Source organism: Paenibacillus salivarius, from assembly GCF_051307165.1.
GTDB lineage: Bacteria > Bacillota > Bacilli > Paenibacillales > Paenibacillaceae > Fontibacillus.
Genome location: NZ_CP195592.1, coordinates 4295281 through 4311914, shown reverse-complemented (window position 1 = coordinate 4311914; position 16634 = coordinate 4295281). Strand labels below are relative to the sequence as shown.

The 16634-nt window shown below is 42.5% G+C and carries 16 protein-coding genes; 15 read left to right on the top strand and 1 reads right to left on the bottom strand.

Annotation, left to right across the window (positions count from 1 at the left end; translation table 11 throughout):
* The first annotated feature begins 73 nt into the window (after positions 1-73).
* The 7 genes from ACSFXJ_RS19900 (at position 74) to ACSFXJ_RS19870 (ending at position 9360) form a co-directional block, all read left to right on the top strand.
* The gene (locus ACSFXJ_RS19900) at positions 74-466 is read left to right on the top strand and encodes a hypothetical protein (RefSeq protein WP_068779923.1); all 393 of its coding nucleotides are present in this window, start codon (positions 74-76) and stop codon (positions 464-466) included.
* Positions 467-804: 338 nt separating this feature from the next.
* Positions 805-1590: a hypothetical protein gene (locus ACSFXJ_RS19895; protein WP_068779924.1), complete on the top strand. Its 786-nt coding sequence runs from the start codon at positions 805-807 to the stop codon at positions 1588-1590.
* 175 nt (positions 1591-1765) lie between these two features.
* Positions 1766-3763 (top strand): helicase HerA domain-containing protein, encoded by a 1998-nt coding sequence (locus tag ACSFXJ_RS19890; RefSeq protein ID WP_068779925.1) that lies wholly within the window; start codon positions 1766-1768, stop codon positions 3761-3763.
* A gap of 17 nt (positions 3764-3780) precedes the next feature.
* Positions 3781-5802, top strand: coding sequence for a hypothetical protein (locus tag ACSFXJ_RS19885; RefSeq protein ID WP_435922113.1), 2022 nt, complete (start codon positions 3781-3783; stop codon positions 5800-5802).
* Between the two features lie 9 nt (positions 5803-5811).
* Positions 5812-7527 carry a M23 family metallopeptidase gene (locus ACSFXJ_RS19880; RefSeq protein ID WP_120464974.1) on the top strand — a complete coding sequence of 572 codons (1716 nt, stop codon included), beginning with the start codon at positions 5812-5814 and terminating at the stop codon, positions 7525-7527.
* A 134-nt stretch (positions 7528-7661) separates the two neighbouring features.
* Positions 7662-8099 carry a hypothetical protein gene (locus ACSFXJ_RS19875; RefSeq protein WP_036714847.1) on the top strand — a complete coding sequence of 146 codons (438 nt, stop codon included), beginning with the start codon at positions 7662-7664 and terminating at the stop codon, positions 8097-8099.
* Complete coding sequence (locus tag ACSFXJ_RS19870) at positions 8077-9360, top strand: hypothetical protein (protein WP_435922112.1); 1284 nt, start codon at positions 8077-8079, stop codon at positions 9358-9360. Before ACSFXJ_RS19875 ends, ACSFXJ_RS19870 begins: the two co-directional genes overlap by 23 nt.
* A 76-nt stretch (positions 9361-9436) precedes the next feature.
* Here ACSFXJ_RS19870 and tnpB read toward each other — a convergent pair whose 3' ends face one another.
* On the bottom strand, positions 9437-10558 hold the full coding sequence (tnpB, locus tag ACSFXJ_RS19865; protein WP_144870681.1) for an IS200/IS605 family element RNA-guided endonuclease TnpB: 1122 nt from the start codon (positions 10556-10558) through the stop codon (positions 9437-9439).
* A gap of 274 nt (positions 10559-10832) precedes the next feature.
* Between tnpB and ACSFXJ_RS19860 the strand changes: the two genes are divergently transcribed.
* The 8 genes from ACSFXJ_RS19860 to cpaB are packed head-to-tail and all read left to right on the top strand — an operon-like array spanning position 10833 to position 16613.
* Positions 10833-11564 carry a hypothetical protein gene (locus tag ACSFXJ_RS19860; protein ID WP_009225528.1) on the top strand — a complete coding sequence of 244 codons (732 nt, stop codon included), beginning with the start codon at positions 10833-10835 and terminating at the stop codon, positions 11562-11564.
* Positions 11512-12858 carry an ATPase, T2SS/T4P/T4SS family gene (locus tag ACSFXJ_RS19855; RefSeq protein WP_435922111.1) on the top strand — a complete coding sequence of 449 codons (1347 nt, stop codon included), beginning with the start codon at positions 11512-11514 and terminating at the stop codon, positions 12856-12858. The genes ACSFXJ_RS19860 and ACSFXJ_RS19855 overlap by 53 nt, the downstream gene beginning before the upstream one ends.
* Positions 12859-12861: 3 nt before the next feature.
* Positions 12862-13728, top strand: coding sequence for a type II secretion system F family protein (locus ACSFXJ_RS19850; protein ID WP_009225526.1), 867 nt, complete (start codon positions 12862-12864; stop codon positions 13726-13728).
* A 16-nt stretch (positions 13729-13744) separates the two neighbouring features.
* Positions 13745-14638 carry a hypothetical protein gene (locus ACSFXJ_RS19845; RefSeq protein ID WP_435922110.1) on the top strand — a complete coding sequence of 298 codons (894 nt, stop codon included), beginning with the start codon at positions 13745-13747 and terminating at the stop codon, positions 14636-14638.
* 19 nt (positions 14639-14657) lie between these two features.
* Positions 14658-14906: a hypothetical protein gene (locus tag ACSFXJ_RS19840; protein ID WP_036714855.1), complete on the top strand. Its 249-nt coding sequence runs from the start codon at positions 14658-14660 to the stop codon at positions 14904-14906.
* A gap of 42 nt (positions 14907-14948) precedes the next feature.
* Positions 14949-15368 (top strand): DUF4320 family protein, encoded by a 420-nt coding sequence (locus tag ACSFXJ_RS19835; RefSeq protein WP_435922109.1) that lies wholly within the window; start codon positions 14949-14951, stop codon positions 15366-15368.
* Positions 15369-15383: 15 nt separating this feature from the next.
* The gene (locus ACSFXJ_RS19830; protein ID WP_435922108.1) at positions 15384-15809 is read left to right on the top strand and encodes a hypothetical protein; all 426 of its coding nucleotides are present in this window, start codon (positions 15384-15386) and stop codon (positions 15807-15809) included.
* Positions 15810-15827: 18 nt separating this feature from the next.
* A complete protein-coding gene (cpaB, locus tag ACSFXJ_RS19825; protein ID WP_036645517.1) occupies positions 15828-16613 on the top strand; it encodes a Flp pilus assembly protein CpaB in 786 nt (261 codons plus the stop codon).
* The last annotated feature ends 21 nt before the right edge of the window (positions 16614-16634 follow it).

The following is a 16634-nucleotide window of genomic DNA, read 5'->3' as shown; positions in this document are numbered from 1 at the left end:
GGTATTGCGTGGTCGGTAAGTAAGTTTCGGAAAGACAAACGAGTAGGAGTATGCAAATAGGGAGGTTATCCACTTGAAAAGGCTTAAGCAGATTTTAGTAGTTATGATGGCAGGTTTATTGTTTATGTTCAGTGCTGTCCCTCTTCAGAATTCTGTACATGCACAGAGCATCAAGGAGAGAATTCAAGGCAGCCAAGGTAGCGAAGTATCTAATTTGGAGAAAAAGGTAGATGAATCAACCACTGCTGGTGTTGATATGGCGCGGCGCATTTTTGTGACACTCACAATTATCTTTGGGCTGTGGCTTGCTATCAGCTATTTTCGGGCAGGTTTTTCCCCGGACACTTTAAGAGAGACGAAAGGAAAAATTGTGTTTTTCCTTGCTTTCTTAATTTTATCATTTTGGACGGAAGATATCTTGGGCGCGGTCTTCAAATTATTTGGTATAGACCTGTCCAAACTGTGAGGAATTGGCTATGTGGGGACAATATCATCCGATACCGTACAAAAGTGCGATCAAAGAAAAGTTCATTACAATCTTTGGCATTGGCCTAAGTCTCAGTCAGGCGGCATGGTGGACAGTTGGGGGGTATCTGTCTGTTCAGATGTCCAAGGTGGTTCCGCGCATTGGGACAGACTGGTTCTATTCAAGGCTCCACTATTCTATACCGTTCTTATTCTGCATGTATCTTTGCTATTTCAAACATACCGGGACTAACCTCCCGGTATGGAAATATTATTATCTGATGCTTCGGCTGAGATTGCGGAGAAGAAGATATCTGTATAAGAAAGGAGGAGCGTGATATGGTCCTGATGCTCATTTTAGTTTTAGCGGCAGCAGTGTTCTATTTTATGAACTATCAAAAAAAAGAGAAACCACTTACCGTTCAGGAACTGATCGGAGCGAAAAATTCCAAAATCACATGGGATGGACTTGCTCAAAATGGCAATCAATATCGTTTAGTAGTTGAAGTCGAACCTATTATCCTGGATAATGCCTCAATTGAGGAAAACAAAGCAGTTTGGCTTAACTTTCTTGGCCTCATTAACACGATCTCATTACCGGTTACATTCATCACGCAATCCCAACTGTTTGAGATGAAGGATTATACGGATGCCTACGGACAATCGGTTCAAGAGCTTCCTGATGATTATCCTGACCTGAAGAAATCGGGGGATTTGGTAAGACAATATTTGATAGAGAGTTTGGATCAAGGCACGATCAGAAATTATCACGGATATATTATTTTTGAATACGACCCTTTGAAGGCAGAGACAGGTGTGGCAGGGGCAGGGAGAATGAATGCGATTTTGGACAAAGCCGCTCCTAAGAAAAATAACTTATCGGAAGAAGAGCAATCTGATCTGGCATTGCAAGTATTAGAAGAGGTAGAGAACATCTTATATGGCTTCTGTGAACAAGTAGGAATGCGATATCAGCGTCTGGATAAGGCGGGAATATGGAACTATACCTACCAAACCTTACAACGTGAGCTGGCTCCACAAGCGCGGATGATTGATGCAATACGATCAGATTCATTCAAAAGATCAAAGCACTCTTTAACACAGGAAGAGTTGCAAAATGCGTAAAGGAACCTGGTCAGATGCCGTTAAAAAGGTCAGGCAAAATGAAATTGATCAAGTTCCAAGTAGGCCCGGAGTTTGTCCTTGTGGGAGTGTAAGATTTTCACTGAGCTATTTAAGCGGTCAGCTTGTCCGTACATGTAAAGTTTGTGGAGATAAATTAGCGGTATAAGAAGGTGGAATGGAAGTGTTCAATTTTATAAAAAGGAATAAAAAAGGTGAGGGGCTGGGAAATGAAACCCAGTCTCATCTTGATACCGGGAAAGCTAGTGGAGCTGACTTCGCTGCCCCTTCATTTATTAGAGAAACAATTCCGAAAGATAAAAGTGCTAACCAAATTAAGCTTGATGACTATGCGGTAGAAGTCGGTGGAACAATTACACCAACTCGATATTTTCGTAGTTTTTATGCTGAGATTTCTTCGGGCAATACCTGGGCAGGGATGCTGGATTCCTTAATTCGAGCAGATCATGGTAAAGGAGATGTAGACTTAGCGATCCATGTCCAGCCGTCATCAAATGATCGAGAACTAGATGAGATCGGCAGACGGATAGCAGGATTGTTATCAGATTTGGCTGATGAAAAGGACGTTCGTAAGATTGATGCCATGAGAGATGAAATTGCAGACTTGAAAGAGCGACAAAAACGCATTCGATTGAATGTTGAACGAAGTTTTCGAGTGTCTATTCAGGTAATCGTCAGCTCCCCTGAATGGAAAGAACTCATGAAACTGTGTCGCTCACTTGTTCAGCGCTTTGCTGGGAAGTCGATCTATCTCCGTTCAGCCGATGGTCAACAGCTTGCGGCGCTGCAATCCGTATTACCTACTGCCGAAGCTACGGCAGTTCAAAAAGAGCACATTCTCTCATTGGAAAGCTCTAACGTGGCCGATCTTTTTCCATGGGGTGGAGGTAGCTTAAATCATCGTAGTGGTGTTGTAATAGGTAAAGATAGGATGGGCCGCCCGGTGTGGCTGGACAACTGGCATCCAGAACTAGCGAATTATAATATGTGCATCATTGGACGTTCAGGTGCCGGAAAAACGTTTGTGACCATGTTAGTTACACATCGTTCCTCACATCTAAGAAGGCAAATTGGAATTATTGATTGGAAGGGAGAGTACGGCGACTTTCTTCGTGCTTTGGGCTGCCCATTTATTGAACTCCACGAGCATTCTAAGCATCGTATCAATCCATATGATGTTGACATTACAGAACTTGCAGACGGGACAAGATTTGTTGATATCGAAGAAGCGGCGAATTCTGTACAGGCATTAGTCTTTAAAATGATTTCTGTTTATGACCGTAGTGTATTAACTGGCGAAGTGAAAGTATTTATTGGTCGAGCTATAAGACAGCAGTATGCGGAGTACGAGATAACTACAGACCCTGAGAGCTTATATACGACAGATCAAACGATGCAAGGTCAAGGCATTTTCAGGACTGGTAAGGTAAGAAAAGCAATGCCTGAATTGATTGGGTTATGGGAGAAAATGAATGCCCATAAAAGTGAAGCGATCCGAAAAGCAAGTGAGTTGCTGCAGCCATTTACCCGAAAAGGTGAAATGAGTTCATATTCGATATTTGATGGTCCTTCTACAGTAGAACTGAAGAATGCGCCAATCTTTGGTTTTGCTATCAATCGGCTTGATCCGGAGATCATGCGTCCAATTGGTTTGTTTGTTACAGAGCGTTGGATGATGGAACGCTGGGCGAAGAAACATCCAGAGGTTAAGAAACTCCTTATTATTGAGGAATGCCAGAATATATTTCTTGACGAAGATTTTGGAGCTGTTTGGGCAGAGAGTGCATTTCGGGAGGGGCGTGCAACTAATACAGGGATCGTCCCTGTTACTCAGGGCTTGGAGGTATTTACTCGTTCTCAAGCTGGGATGGCTGCAATTAAAAACAGCCCAATCAAAATTATTGGTATTCAGGAAGCTTTAGATATTGATGCTGTTCGCGGGAAATTAGCATTAACCGAAGGTGAAGCAGACTTTCTCGTTTATCAAGCTCGTAAGGGAGATATGCTCGTCAAAGTGGACAATCAATCGGCTATAGTACATGTAGATGCAGCTCCATTCGAGCATATGTTGTTTACCACAGACCCCAATGATCCGTTATACGCCGAGCGGAAACGGTATATCAAGGAAAGAGCAAGGGCTGAAGGAACAGCATAGGAAGGGAGAGAGCTACTTTGCGCCGTATTACAATAGTTACTTGTATGCTACTAATGCTGGTTCACAGCTTTGCTCTCGCAACGCCAGCTATGGCAGCTAGTGAAAAAGGCATCATAGGTAAACAGGTCGAGCAATATTATGAGGATGAGGATAATAAGCCTGGCTTGATGGAACGAACCCTTTCAGATGTTTTAATTGGAGCAGCTAATTTTTTGATCAAGTCTTTTGGTATGAAAGATGTAACCTTGTTGGTTTTCGGTAAAAATCCTGAATCAACAAGTGATGGGTTCTTGCAAGGGGGTACGGAAGACCTTCGATCAAGTTTATACCTTGGAGTATTTTCCGAGGGAATGATGAATGCGATAGACGCGATCTATACTGCTTTGGAACGTTTTATACCGTATCCTATTTTTATTGCTCTTATACTGATAGCGTTCTTACTTCTCTGGCACGGATATACCGGGGAAGGGCGAACGAAAGCAAAGGATTATGCAACAGCCTTTGTTGTTGGGCTGATATCCTTAAGATTTGGTGTATATCTATGGAATTTCATAGCCACCATTGTAAGTTGGTTTACGGATTTAATCTGGGCGGTTATGGTTGATTATGGACTTCAGCCAGGATTGTTCCTCAATACGATTTGGGGGACAGGTGAAGCCGGATATGATAATATGGTTAGTTATCGGGGATTTATCGTTTCAATTTTAGTTCTGCTAGCCGCACTTATGACTGCAAAACTAAACTACGACTATACCATACGATCCATCAACCTGATGCTACTCATAATCACATTCGTTCCGTGTTGCATAATGACGCTGTTTCCTCGCTATCGCAACGCTTTGCAAACGTGGTGGGATCAGTTTGTTGCCAATATGATATTGCCCTTAGCCCATGCTCTAGCATTAGGGCTATTTTTTTTATTGCTTCATTTTAGTAGTGAAGGTATTTCTAATTGGGTGATTGTAGCGTATCTGTTTGGTTTTTCTTCCATACAAAATCTTGTTCAACGTCTATTAGGGGTTGAGCAGCCAGACTCTAGAGCGGGGAGAGCTTTAGGTTTCGGCACGATCCTTGCGATGAGTAAAATGTTTTCAGGAAAGAAATCAAACAGTGTTAATAATGGAAAGACGAGCGCGTCCAAAGACCAGTTGGTAGGAGAGAATAGCTCATCTGACGCGATCGGCGGTATGCCTGGTGATGCTACGTCTGCGGGGACAAGAGGAACCGTTTCTGGTACTTCGTCTTCTAGTGCAATGTCTGGTAAGCCGAATTTCAGAAATAAGGCGACAAATATAAGTAAAAAGGTCGCAGGTTTCGCATTAAATCAAGGAGCTAAAGGTGCTGGCGCTGTTTTAGGGGCCTCTATCGGATTTATGGCTGGGGATCCCCTAAAAGGAGCTGTAATTGGCGGAGCGGCTGGAGGCCTTATCGGAAAAGGAACCCAAAAAATTGGCCAAGGCAGTATGTGGTTGGGGAAGAAAGCTTACTCTGGAGTACAGAAATTAAGTGGATTGAGGAACTCAGAAACAATTTCAAGCGAAGAGAGTGAGATCGGAGAAGATATGCCGATTTCTTACCCAGTTTCCTCAGTTCCGTATGAAGAAAAGCCAATACAGCGTTCTAATACAACAACGACTGAACAGCCCTTTAGACCAAGAGTGACTAATACAAAAGCGTCAAACGAAGGTGTAACTATGCACAGTAGTAGACTTGGCAGAATGGTAACTGGTCAGCCTACTACTAGAATGGAGACTGATCTGAGTGGTCAATCTGGAAAAATCAAAGATGAAAACACCATAAACAGGGGCGTTAAAAACAACGGCGAAAACTTTAAAAGCAACGTTGTTGTAAACGGGAGAAATGGGGGAGTCACGATTAAAAAAGAAATGATAGACGCCAATCAAATCAAAAATGAGGAAGGGGAGACTGTATATTCATCGAGAGAGGACAATACTCCTTCACAATCTGGTTTTTTTCAAAAATCGGATTCGTCTAAATCCCCCCCATCTGGAGGAAAGCATTATAACTACCACGTATAAGGTGAAAAAATGGATATTGAAAAAATATTAAAACAAGGTGGCAAGCTTCTTCTTGATAAAGCGGTCAAGGCAATACTCAAAGCAATTCTCCCCTACGCACTTGCTATTGGAGGAATTGTACTGCTGCTATTTTTGATCTATTTTATGATTTTCGAGCTGCCGAAGCAGTCAGTGATGGGGACGCTTGATACGGTTAAGGAGCGCACATCTGGTTTCTTCTATGGGACGAAAGAAGAAACGGATGAACAGTTGTTTGATGAGTATCAGAGCATTGCTGATCGCTGGCATGAAGAATTAACAGCGGAGCAGGAAGTACAGGTTCAAAGCTACGCCTTGAATTGGCAGTGGCTTGCTCAGGTGGATCGTTCATTGAACGATCCTTCTTTTTTTAACACATTTTTAGATGAAAACGTCAAAGAAGTTGTGCTGAAACCAGAGGAGACTTTTGAAGAAGTACGCCCCAAGTTCACCTGGAAAAATTCTGAGATTGTCACGGCGAAAGAGGTCTGTCTTCGAAATGAAGATGAGGAAGGTGAAGTTACGTACAAAAAGTCAACAGTGAGTGAGCGTCAGCCCGTTCTTCTTCTGAAAAAGGCAGAGACGATTCAAAATGATTATGTCTATACTTATGCTTCGGAAACAACAACTGAAACGTCACCGTCTCCATGCGGCGAGTTGACAACAACGGTAACCCAAGACAAATTACAACGGATTGAACCAATGTACAGCGAAGATTGGGAGCCATTAAGAGAAATCCTTATTGCTCATGGTGCAAAGAGAGTAGAAGATCAGGACTTTCTTTTAGAATACTGGCTTTCATATCTTTCTGATGGTGACGGCGAAGGAAATCCTCTAATTGGCTGGTCTCCAGTTATTGGGGGATTAGTTTGGCCAACAGAGGGAAGTAAGATCACATCAACTTTTGGTAGCCGAGTCCATCCAATCACAGGGCTGATAAAACTGCACGCGGGCGTTGATATTGGAGTACCGATTGGTACACCTGTTTATGCTGCGAAATCCGGTAAGGTGATCTTTGCTGACTTTTTGGGTAACGCAGGCAATGCGATTATGATTCAACATGATGGCGGTATGGAGACGAGGTATTATCATCTGAATAAGGTTAAGGTGGAATCAGGACAAACGGTAGAGGCAGGGGAAGAGATTGCAGAGTCGGGGAATACTGGCGGTTCAACGGGACCGCATTTGCACTTTGAAGTACGTGTAAATGGAGAGCCTGTGAATCCGCTGGTTTATTTCGGTTATGAAGAATCATCCGATATATTGACTTACCGCCCTTTGGATATTCCTGTATTACTTGAATGGTTAGGCAAACGAAATTCAATGTTGGCTACAAAAGAGATATTAACCATGATTGACGATGCGGCAAAAGCTCAAGGGGTTGATCCTTATTTGCTAATTGCTATCACTGGAGCAGAACAATCTTTTGTTCCAAAAAGCAATAAGTATGCTGATAAGATAGTGAAGAATCCATGGAATGTCTTTGGAAGCTGGAAAGAGGGGAAGGGAGCTGAATTAACAACCAAGGATGCCGCTATAATTGCAGCCAAGACGATAGTAAAGCTTTCGAAGGGGAAACCATCTACAGTTAGTCCTATCGCATGGTTGAGCGATCCTGAAAATCCAAACGGGGTATATGCAACAGGTTCAAATTGGGTTAAGAACGTAACTAGTATTTATGAACAATTATCCCAATTAGGGGATTGACGGGTGTCCAAAGTCGAGATACAATAGTATTGTCCTTAGCGAAGCTATGGGCTTTTAATTGTAAAAATATACCAAAACAACAACCTCTATAATCAGGGGTTGTTTTTGTTTTGCTATAAAATGGAGGAGTACAGATGATTTTAAAAGTACGGGCGTTGTTAATGGCGATTATTTTACTGGTCAGCCATGTCCCCTTAAATACGGCTTTTGCTTTAAATGATGCATCTATTGAAGCATCTATAACTCAGGAGATCAAAGACAATTCTAAGGCATTTGATCCTGAAAAAGTGGGGAATCGCTTAAATGAAAAGGGAGAGGAACTTTTTTCTGCTGTTCGGTCAGGAAGTAACTTTTATATTTATCTCGCACTTGCCATTTTTCTAATCTTGCTTATCGGTGGTCTATTCTATAAAAAGTTGTTGTCACTTGCATTTTTGGTTTTATTTTTATCCATAATTGGTTATCTAATTATTAATTTCTGGCCGCAGATATTTGACGGGGTTATGTCTATTTTGAACTGGTTGTTTGATGATAAGGGAGGAGCGAACAGTGAAACTACACCTGGTGTTTGATTTGTCCATTCTAACGCCACTTGCTGAAGCTTTAGAAACACAAGGTTATTTTATTGCTGGTACGGATGTAACGCTTGAGCAGTTTGCCGTTGCTGCATCAGCAGGGCAGGTAGATGCGGAAATCGCAATTGTTGATGGAGGTCTAGGAGTAGTACATAGGCAGGATTGTGTGAACTTCTTGAAGGAAGTGCGTATGCGCGTACCAGATACAAGACTGATTGTTATCTTGCCAGAAGTAGATAGCGAGTGGCAAAGAAGTTTGGGGATGTACGGTATATATGATGTTTATGCCGCCGAACAATTCGGGATAGAGGATGTACAAAGATGGATTCAAACGAAAAAAACATTGGCTGATATTCCTGGCTTTAATCCTGAATTACCTTCTCAAAAGAAAGTTGAGAGGAAAGTTGGGTTCTCTTTAGAGAAGAATAAGGGAAAGGTCCAGACGCTGTTGTCTGACTGGACAAGGGGATTTAAACGGGCTGAAAAAAATACTGTACCGGTAAATGATGAAAGTAAAGAGAGAGAAGCCCGGGAGTTAACAGATCATGTAGAGAGTCCTGTGACTATAGAAGAAAAACAGGAATATGTAAACGTGGATAAGCAGAAGAAAACCGATTCTCAACCGGAGAAAATGCCGATCCATGTATCCCAGCCCTACATCGTTGCAGTTGGGGGACTGGCACGTAGGAGTGGGAATACACACACAGCCCTCCAGATTGCCTATGAGACAGCGAGTAAGGGATTGAAAACGGCTTTTGTTGAATATAGGAATAAGCCCAGACCATCAGACATCGTGAGTTTTGCTACAGATTTTGACGGTTTAAAGTTCAAGCGACACGGTATTGATTTCTTCCCTAATCGTTCACCATTTGATGTAGCTGAAGTTTATACGCTCGAGTATGACTCAGTTATTCTTGACCTTGGCGTATTGGTGGATGAGAACGAAGGAAGATTAAAAATGAATTCGGCTGCGCAAGAATTTTTGCGTTGCCCATATCAACTCATTACGCTCTCAGCTGCACCATGGGATTTGCACTATATCGTCCAACATCTGAACGAACTCTCTGTTCTCTTGAGAAAATCATCATTCATCATTAACTATGCCGATGAAGATATGATCAAGGAATTTAGAGAGATGTTCCCATCTATAACCTCTATTATGAATCTTCTAGAGGCTAATCCATTTACGGATGCAGGGGAACTTGCTTATTGGCTGGAGCAGCCCAAGGCAAAAAGAAAACGATGGTTTGTACATTGAACTACTCCACCTTAATTTCTTACGAAATTTGAAGATGGAGATTCCTAAGAACACCTTCGTAACCGAAAGTTTTTTATTAGGCTATCCCCGCAGTTCCTGCGGTTAGAAGTCTTATGGCTTCATTTTTAAGATTCCTACTTGCGTTAATATCCCTGTCGTGATGTGTACCACATTCTTTGCATTCCCACTCACGCAATGCGAGATTCTTAACGTCTTTGTTGCGGTAGCCACAACTAGAACATAGTTGACTGGAAGGGAAGGTTTTCGCAACTGTTATAACCTGTTTTCCGTACCATTTTGCCTTGTATTCAAGCATGGTGCGAAACTCTGACCAACTTACTTCACTAATAGCTTTTGCTAATTTGTAGTTCTTTAACAGATTGGATACTTGCAAATCTTCAATCCCGATGACATCGTGGTTTTTGATGATTTCGGTAGAGATTTTATGCAGGTAATCCTTTCTTGCGTTCGTCATTTTTTCATGTAACCTTGCAACCTTGATTCGTTGTTTATGCCAATTCGAAGAACCTTTTTTTCGTCTTGACAGTATACGTTGTGCTTTTGCTAATTTTTTCTCCAATGTACGGAAGAATTTAGGATTCTTATATACTGTTTCGTCTGACAAGATCGCAAAGTCTTTTAACCCAACATCAATACCAATAGCAGAATCTGTTTTTGGTAATGGATTCACTTCTGTTTCGACAAGAATGGATACTGAGTATTTGCCACTTGGATGACGTCTAACTGTAACGTTAAGAATTCGACCTTCAAGTTCGCGACTTTTTGCAAAACGAACAAGACCCAGTTTCGGTAATTTGATTTTGTTACCAACAATGGCGATATTATTGTTTGTGTGCTTTGTCGTGTAAGATTGTACCTTATTCTTCTTAGACTTGAAACGTGGTGCTTTATTCTGTTTCTTGAAGAAACGAGAAAACGAATCAGCGAGGTTTTTGAGTGAGGATTGAATCGCAATGCTATCGACTTCTTTTAACCATGCGAATTCTTTCTTGAGGTGGGGAAGTCTGGCGGAACAAGCATGGTAGGTTAAGCCTTTGCCGTTTTCTTTGTATGCTTGATTCCACTTGTCCAAAAAATAATTAAACACAAATCGACTGCAACCAATCGTTTTGGCAATTAGAATTTCTTGTTCTTTATTCGGATAGATGCGAAACTTATATGCTTTATTGACTAGCATGATACTCACCTCTTTTCACAGGAACATTTGTTTCTATTATAGTATACATTCATGTGAAAGTATCCCCATTATTTGAAAAATACTAGTTAGATTGTTGAGGGTTATCCCTTGTCCGAAGGCGATTCATCTCCACCCTGCTTCGCTGAGGATGGAGTCTTCTCGCCTAAATACAATAAAGTAAGCCTCTACTCTATTTTTGAGTGGAGGCTTTTTTTATTTAAGAATGAGGGGAACATCTAATCCCCGTGATTTTTATTCGGAAAGGAGACACGAAATGCTTAGATGGAAGAAAGAAAAAGAACCACCGCGCTCACCGACAGGCGTTATGGTTGCACTATGGAACCCAGCGGGTACAGATTCTTCACTTCTCTTAGAGAAGCTGTTGAATCTGGTAAAAAAACGGGAAGAAACGGCCGTGGTTGTTGAGTTTCCATGTTTGGGTTTGCCGCGCGTGGCTTACCGCATGGGGGTGTCGGAGCTGGAGCATGCACAGTCGGTGGATCAGTTGCTGATTGACTATGATAGGGGGATGCTACAGGGGATTCACCAGTATTTACATCACTTTGATGGGTTTGATGGATTACTGATTCAGCCCAAGAGCAAGCCTGACAGCCCTACGCTGATTAAGCTACAGCAAGAAAAGACGCTGAGTGAATTGCCCGCGTATTTGAAAGTCCATTTGTCTGGATATCACTACGTCTTTACGGTCCTGCAGGGGCAACTGATTCATCCAATGACCTTTTTCTCGTTAAAAGAAGCAGATCAAGTCGTGCTAAATATGAATGAGCCGGTTGAAATTATTCGTACTTATGCAGCCTACAAAACGCTAAAACAGGACTACGATGTGCAGAATGTAAGCTTATTTAGTAACGAGTTTAGAAATAGTGACTTTAAGGAAGAACCTATTCTAAGCCGTCCAGAACAATTATTTGCATTATGGGAGGGAGAAAAGGATGGCTATCGGATTGATCAATCCGGCAGAGTTCGTACAGTACCGTCGGCCTGAAATTAAGGCAACCAGTACTCGCAGCAAGACGGACGACGAAAACCTAAAGACTTTGCTGGAGCGGACGCAGCAATACCTTATCACAAACTACAATGATGAGTTTGTCCGGGCAATCATTGATGAGCAAGCACGGAACAGGGTCAAATACCATATCTCAGACTTTATCCGGGATCAGCGAGACTTGAAATTTAGCATGGATATTGGCGAAGTTATTGACTATATCCGTACTGAAATTACGGAGATGGGCGTGTTGCAGCCGGCACTGGATGATCCAGCAATTAGCAGTATTGAGATTAACGCTCCTGCGGAAGTGATTGTTGAGCGCAATGGGTTTCCTGTGCATATGACCGAAATTCGTTTTCGCGACAACGATCATATTTATCAGACCATTGATAAAATGCTTATGCCAATTGGTAAGACACTTACTGCAAATGAGCCTGTTATTGACGCGAATTATCGCGGGTTCCGTATCAATGTAATCATGGATGTGACTAGGGGAGGGGTCAGTACCCACAGCCCGATCATCTCCATTCGCAAATTTCCGCCGGATGTATTTTCGGATGAGGAATGTATTTCTTACGGAAACATTTCAAAGGAAATATCCGAATTTCTTAAGGATGTTCTACCTTATGGGGTAAACTGCATCATCGCGGGGGGAACGAATAGCGGAAAAACCACGCAACTCATACGCTTTCCTCAGTACTACGATCCATTGACCCGATTTTTCTGTATTGAGGATTCCGAGGAAATGTTGCTCAAAGCTAAGCTTAGCTATCAGGATTATCCCAATATCGCTTCCGTAATTGTAAAGGAGCATGAGGATGATCGAAAAGCTTATCCCATTCCGAAACTTGTGAAAACGAGCCTTCGACAGAATCCTGATGTTATTTTGATCGGTGAGGTACGGGATGAATTTGCTGCCAGCCAAGCCCTTGTGGCTGCGAACACAGGACATATTGTCCACCTGACGATACATGCCAACGGGACGGAGGAGGCTGCTGTGCGGTTTTTACAACTTTCAGGAAATAATCCTATGACTGCATCACAGATCGTCATGTCCTTTGACCTGATTTTGTTTCAGAAATATGAAGCGAGTACTGGGAAAAGGGTGGTCTTTGAAATTGGTGAATTGATTGGTTTTGAAGGTGATAAGCCGATTATTCAACCAATATTTCAATATGATCCAGTTCGTCGTCGATTTAATCAGACGGGAAAGCTGACAAAGCTAAAACGAAAACTGATTGCCGAAGGCGCTCCTGAAGAAACAATATCTCGTTGGTGTGAGGAGGAGTGAGTAATGTCATTATGGGTCAGTTTCATTTACTTTTTTGCTTTGTCTCTTGTAACATTGCTGCTGGTCGTTCCTAATGCCAATGCAGGTAAGGGATTCACACTCTCCAAGTTTCTTGGTTATGAGCAAGTGCGTAAGGAAGCGGAGACGGTTGGGTGGTCACTCACCTTTCGGGAGTTCGCTTTCCTGGTTATGTTTTCCGTTGGTTTGATCGGCTTGATTGCCTTGTTCACAGGAAACTACTTTTTTATTGCCTTGGGAGCCGTATTGTCTTTTACATTGCCAAGAACGATTGTCCTGAAAGTGAAACGAAAAATCAGACAAAACGTCCTGTTCGATCTTCCTTCAAACTTGCGTCTTTTTATCAGCAAGCTAACTGATTTTCCGAACGTCCAGAAAGCATTAGAAAATGCAGTGCTTGATATGGACGGTGTGACTAAGCCGATCTTCGAAAAAGCATCAAATCAATTACGCGTGGGGCTTCCGATTGATCGAGTTTTTGAAGAGATGTTAAGTGAACTGAAGATCAGAAAGATGGAAGACTTCTTGGATAAGCTCAGAATGGCTCAGATGGAAGGATTTCATCCTCAGTCATTGGATAGTTTGAAGGAAACCGTGGATGAGATTGGAGAGGATATCACTCAGATTCAGGAACTGGACATTGAAGCTAAAAGCAAACGAAAACAGCTCTTTACTGTCATCGGTATGGCGTGGATGATGCCAGTCATGATGTCCTTTATGAACAATGGCAATGCAAATGTCTTTTTAAATACTTTGCATGGTCAGATTTATATAGTTTCCTTTGCAGCCGCAACGCTGTTTTCTATAGGAAAAGGCGACGATTACCTGTCGCTTAATCTCGACAAAGTTTAAAAAGGGGGGATGTCCATTGATTGTATCTAATATCTTGCTGTTTCTGTCCGTCATGATTATTTCCGGACTGGCATTAAAAGTTTTGTTGCCCAGTTTCGATATGGAAAAGCGCTATGCGAATCAGGCAGCGTTACTTCAGAAAAATCACAGAGAGTTACGGCAACTGAAAATGGACCCAATCACGGTTATGTTTGCAGAAAGGCTCATGCCGAAGTTACTCAATCTTCGGCTGCCAATTTTTAATGTGAAGCTTCGTCGGATGTACAATCTGCTTGGAAAAGAAAACACCTTTGAGGAAGAGCTTGCTGACAAAGCGGTTAAATCGCTTGCCGGGAGCCTTCCTTTTTTAGTGCTTCCTTTTCTGCTCGATCTTCCAGTTCTGTTTTTAGCCATACCGTTGGCAGTAGCTGTGTTCTTTTTTGCGCAACTTGGTGAAATAACCAAGGCCTATAAGCGCAGGCAGGAAGAGATCACAAGGGATTTGCCGCAGCTCATAAGCAAAATGATGATCGCTCTCGAAACAGGTAAGTCATTCATGACGACAATTCAGAGGCTGGAGGAAACGAGTGGTCCCCGGATGAAGAAAATGCTGGCACGGCTCAATGCCAACATCCGCATTATGAAACTCACCGATGCCGTAGATTTGTTTGCAGCTGAAACCGATGTTCCCGTCATGCGGGACTTTGCTGCTGCGGTAAAGATTGGGATTAATAGCGGTTACGGAGAAGCCAAGAAGTACTTCGACAGCATTAAGGGGGATCTCCGGAAACTCCGGCTTGCTGCGCTAAAGGAAGTCACCCGTAGCCAGCCAGAGAAGATTAAGACGCTATATATTCTGGTGGCTCTTCACGCTTTTGCAGCCGTCATTATTGCTTTTATTGATATTTTTTCACAAATTCAAAACTTATAAAATTCAGGAGGTAATTGGAATGAAAAGATTTATGAACAAAGTGGTAACTTGGAAAAATGGTGTGGCTGAGAAGTTGGTAGTTCGTACTGAAACAGTTGTACTCAGACTGGCAAGACCTTTACAAAATCAACAGGGGGCTTCAATCGTAGAAATTTTGGGTTACGCCCTGTTAGCTGTACTTGCTATTGTGGTTGTATGGGGCTTGATCAAAGGCTGGCTCCCTACTTTCTGGCAATCCATCACAGGGAAACTTGACAACCTTTCTTAATGATTAATACCAAAAAAAGCCACGGGAGGGGAGAGAAGTTCGGTGCTTAAAACATGGCTAGCTCCGCTCAGGAATAACCGTGGAGCTGTAGGTTCCATTCCACTCATGTTTTTCACGCTGGTCGCAGCCATTTTTCTCTATCTTGGTATCGACCTGTACGGTTACATCGTACAGCAGCAGAAATTGACTGTTGCTACAAATGAGTTGCTTGAAGTTATCAAGGCCGAGAATGGTTACGATAGTGCGAATCGCGAGCAGTTTGATAAACTTTTGCAAAAAACAGGCATTGATCCGGCTAGAGTAACTCTCACGGCTACTCCGAAACTTGTGGAAAGAGGAAATACCGTTGAGGTTGAGGCTAGTATGGAATATGAATGTATCGGGTTAAAACCGTTGGGCAAGACGGTAAAACTTCCGATTAGGGTTAAACAAGATGGCTTAGCCCGCACATTCTTCCGATGAAGGAAGTGATGAAATATGTTCCGAAACCTGGCGCTGATATTATTCGGCGCCTTTGCTTTGTATTTTCTTTCTGATTTTCTGGTCGTCTATAACGCGCACGTCAAGATCGAAAAAGCAGTAGAACAGGCGCTGGATGGTGCGATTATTGCCAGTACCAAAGAGACAGACAATCAACGTGGTCGGCTGGCACTGAATGAAGCTTTAGCCAGAGAAGCAGCACACACTATTTTAAAAAGGAATTTGAAGTTAAATGATGATCTTTCAAATGACTTTTTTTCTAGTGGTAACTTGTCAGTATCACTGGCTTACTTGGGAACTATCCCGAGAATTGAAGCTCAGTTTGATACTCGTGTGAAACTCGTTGCGGGTAGGATTTTAGGATTTAATTCTTATCCATTAACTATCAAGCGCCACACACCTTATCTTGGAGAATTTAAGTAACAGGGAGTGAAATGTATTTTGAAAAAATTATGGAATAAGGCCACACGACGATTGCTCATCGTATTTGTCGCCTTAATTTTGGCTGGAGTAGCCGTTGTTATTCAGAGTAGCATCGTCAATAAGCAGGTGACAACGGAATTGGTTTATGTGGCAGCAGATAATTTAACTCCGTATAGTCTGGTGGAAGGTAAGCTCGTACAACGTAATGTTGTGAAGAGTGAAGTTCCAGATGATGCTATCCGGGATTTGAAGGAGCTGGAAGGCGAATCTTGGGTAACAACTGAGGTTGGAATTCCTAAAGGAATACCAGTTTCCAAGTCGATGCTTATCCCGGCTAAGGAAAGCAAATTTGGAGAAAGTCTTGAATTAAAAGACGGAGCGATGTTTGTTGGTGTCAAGACGGACCAGGTTAAGAGTGCCGGGGACATGATTAAGCCGGGAACCATTGTTGATGCTTATGTGTACATCAAGGGGCAAGACCGACAGCCATCCGAGTTGGTCACTCCTTCTGATGATCCTTTGCTTAAAGGTCTACTCATTAAAGATAGACAAAATCAGAACGGTTATGAACCTCAGAGGGAAGGATCGGGGAATCAGAATCCGATCCCAGCCATTGCGGTCGTAGAGACTACTAATCCAGATGTGGCAGCAGCACTGATTAAGTATCAACAAGAAGGAGAGGTTTACTTCACCCCGACTGGTGTGAACGTAGATGTGATTCCCTTAGAAAAAGAAGTAAATGCTGCCCAAAGCCCTGATGAAGTTTACTCATCCCCATCTGGTACGGAGTCCCCTGATCAGTGATTAGGGGACTTATTCTATAAC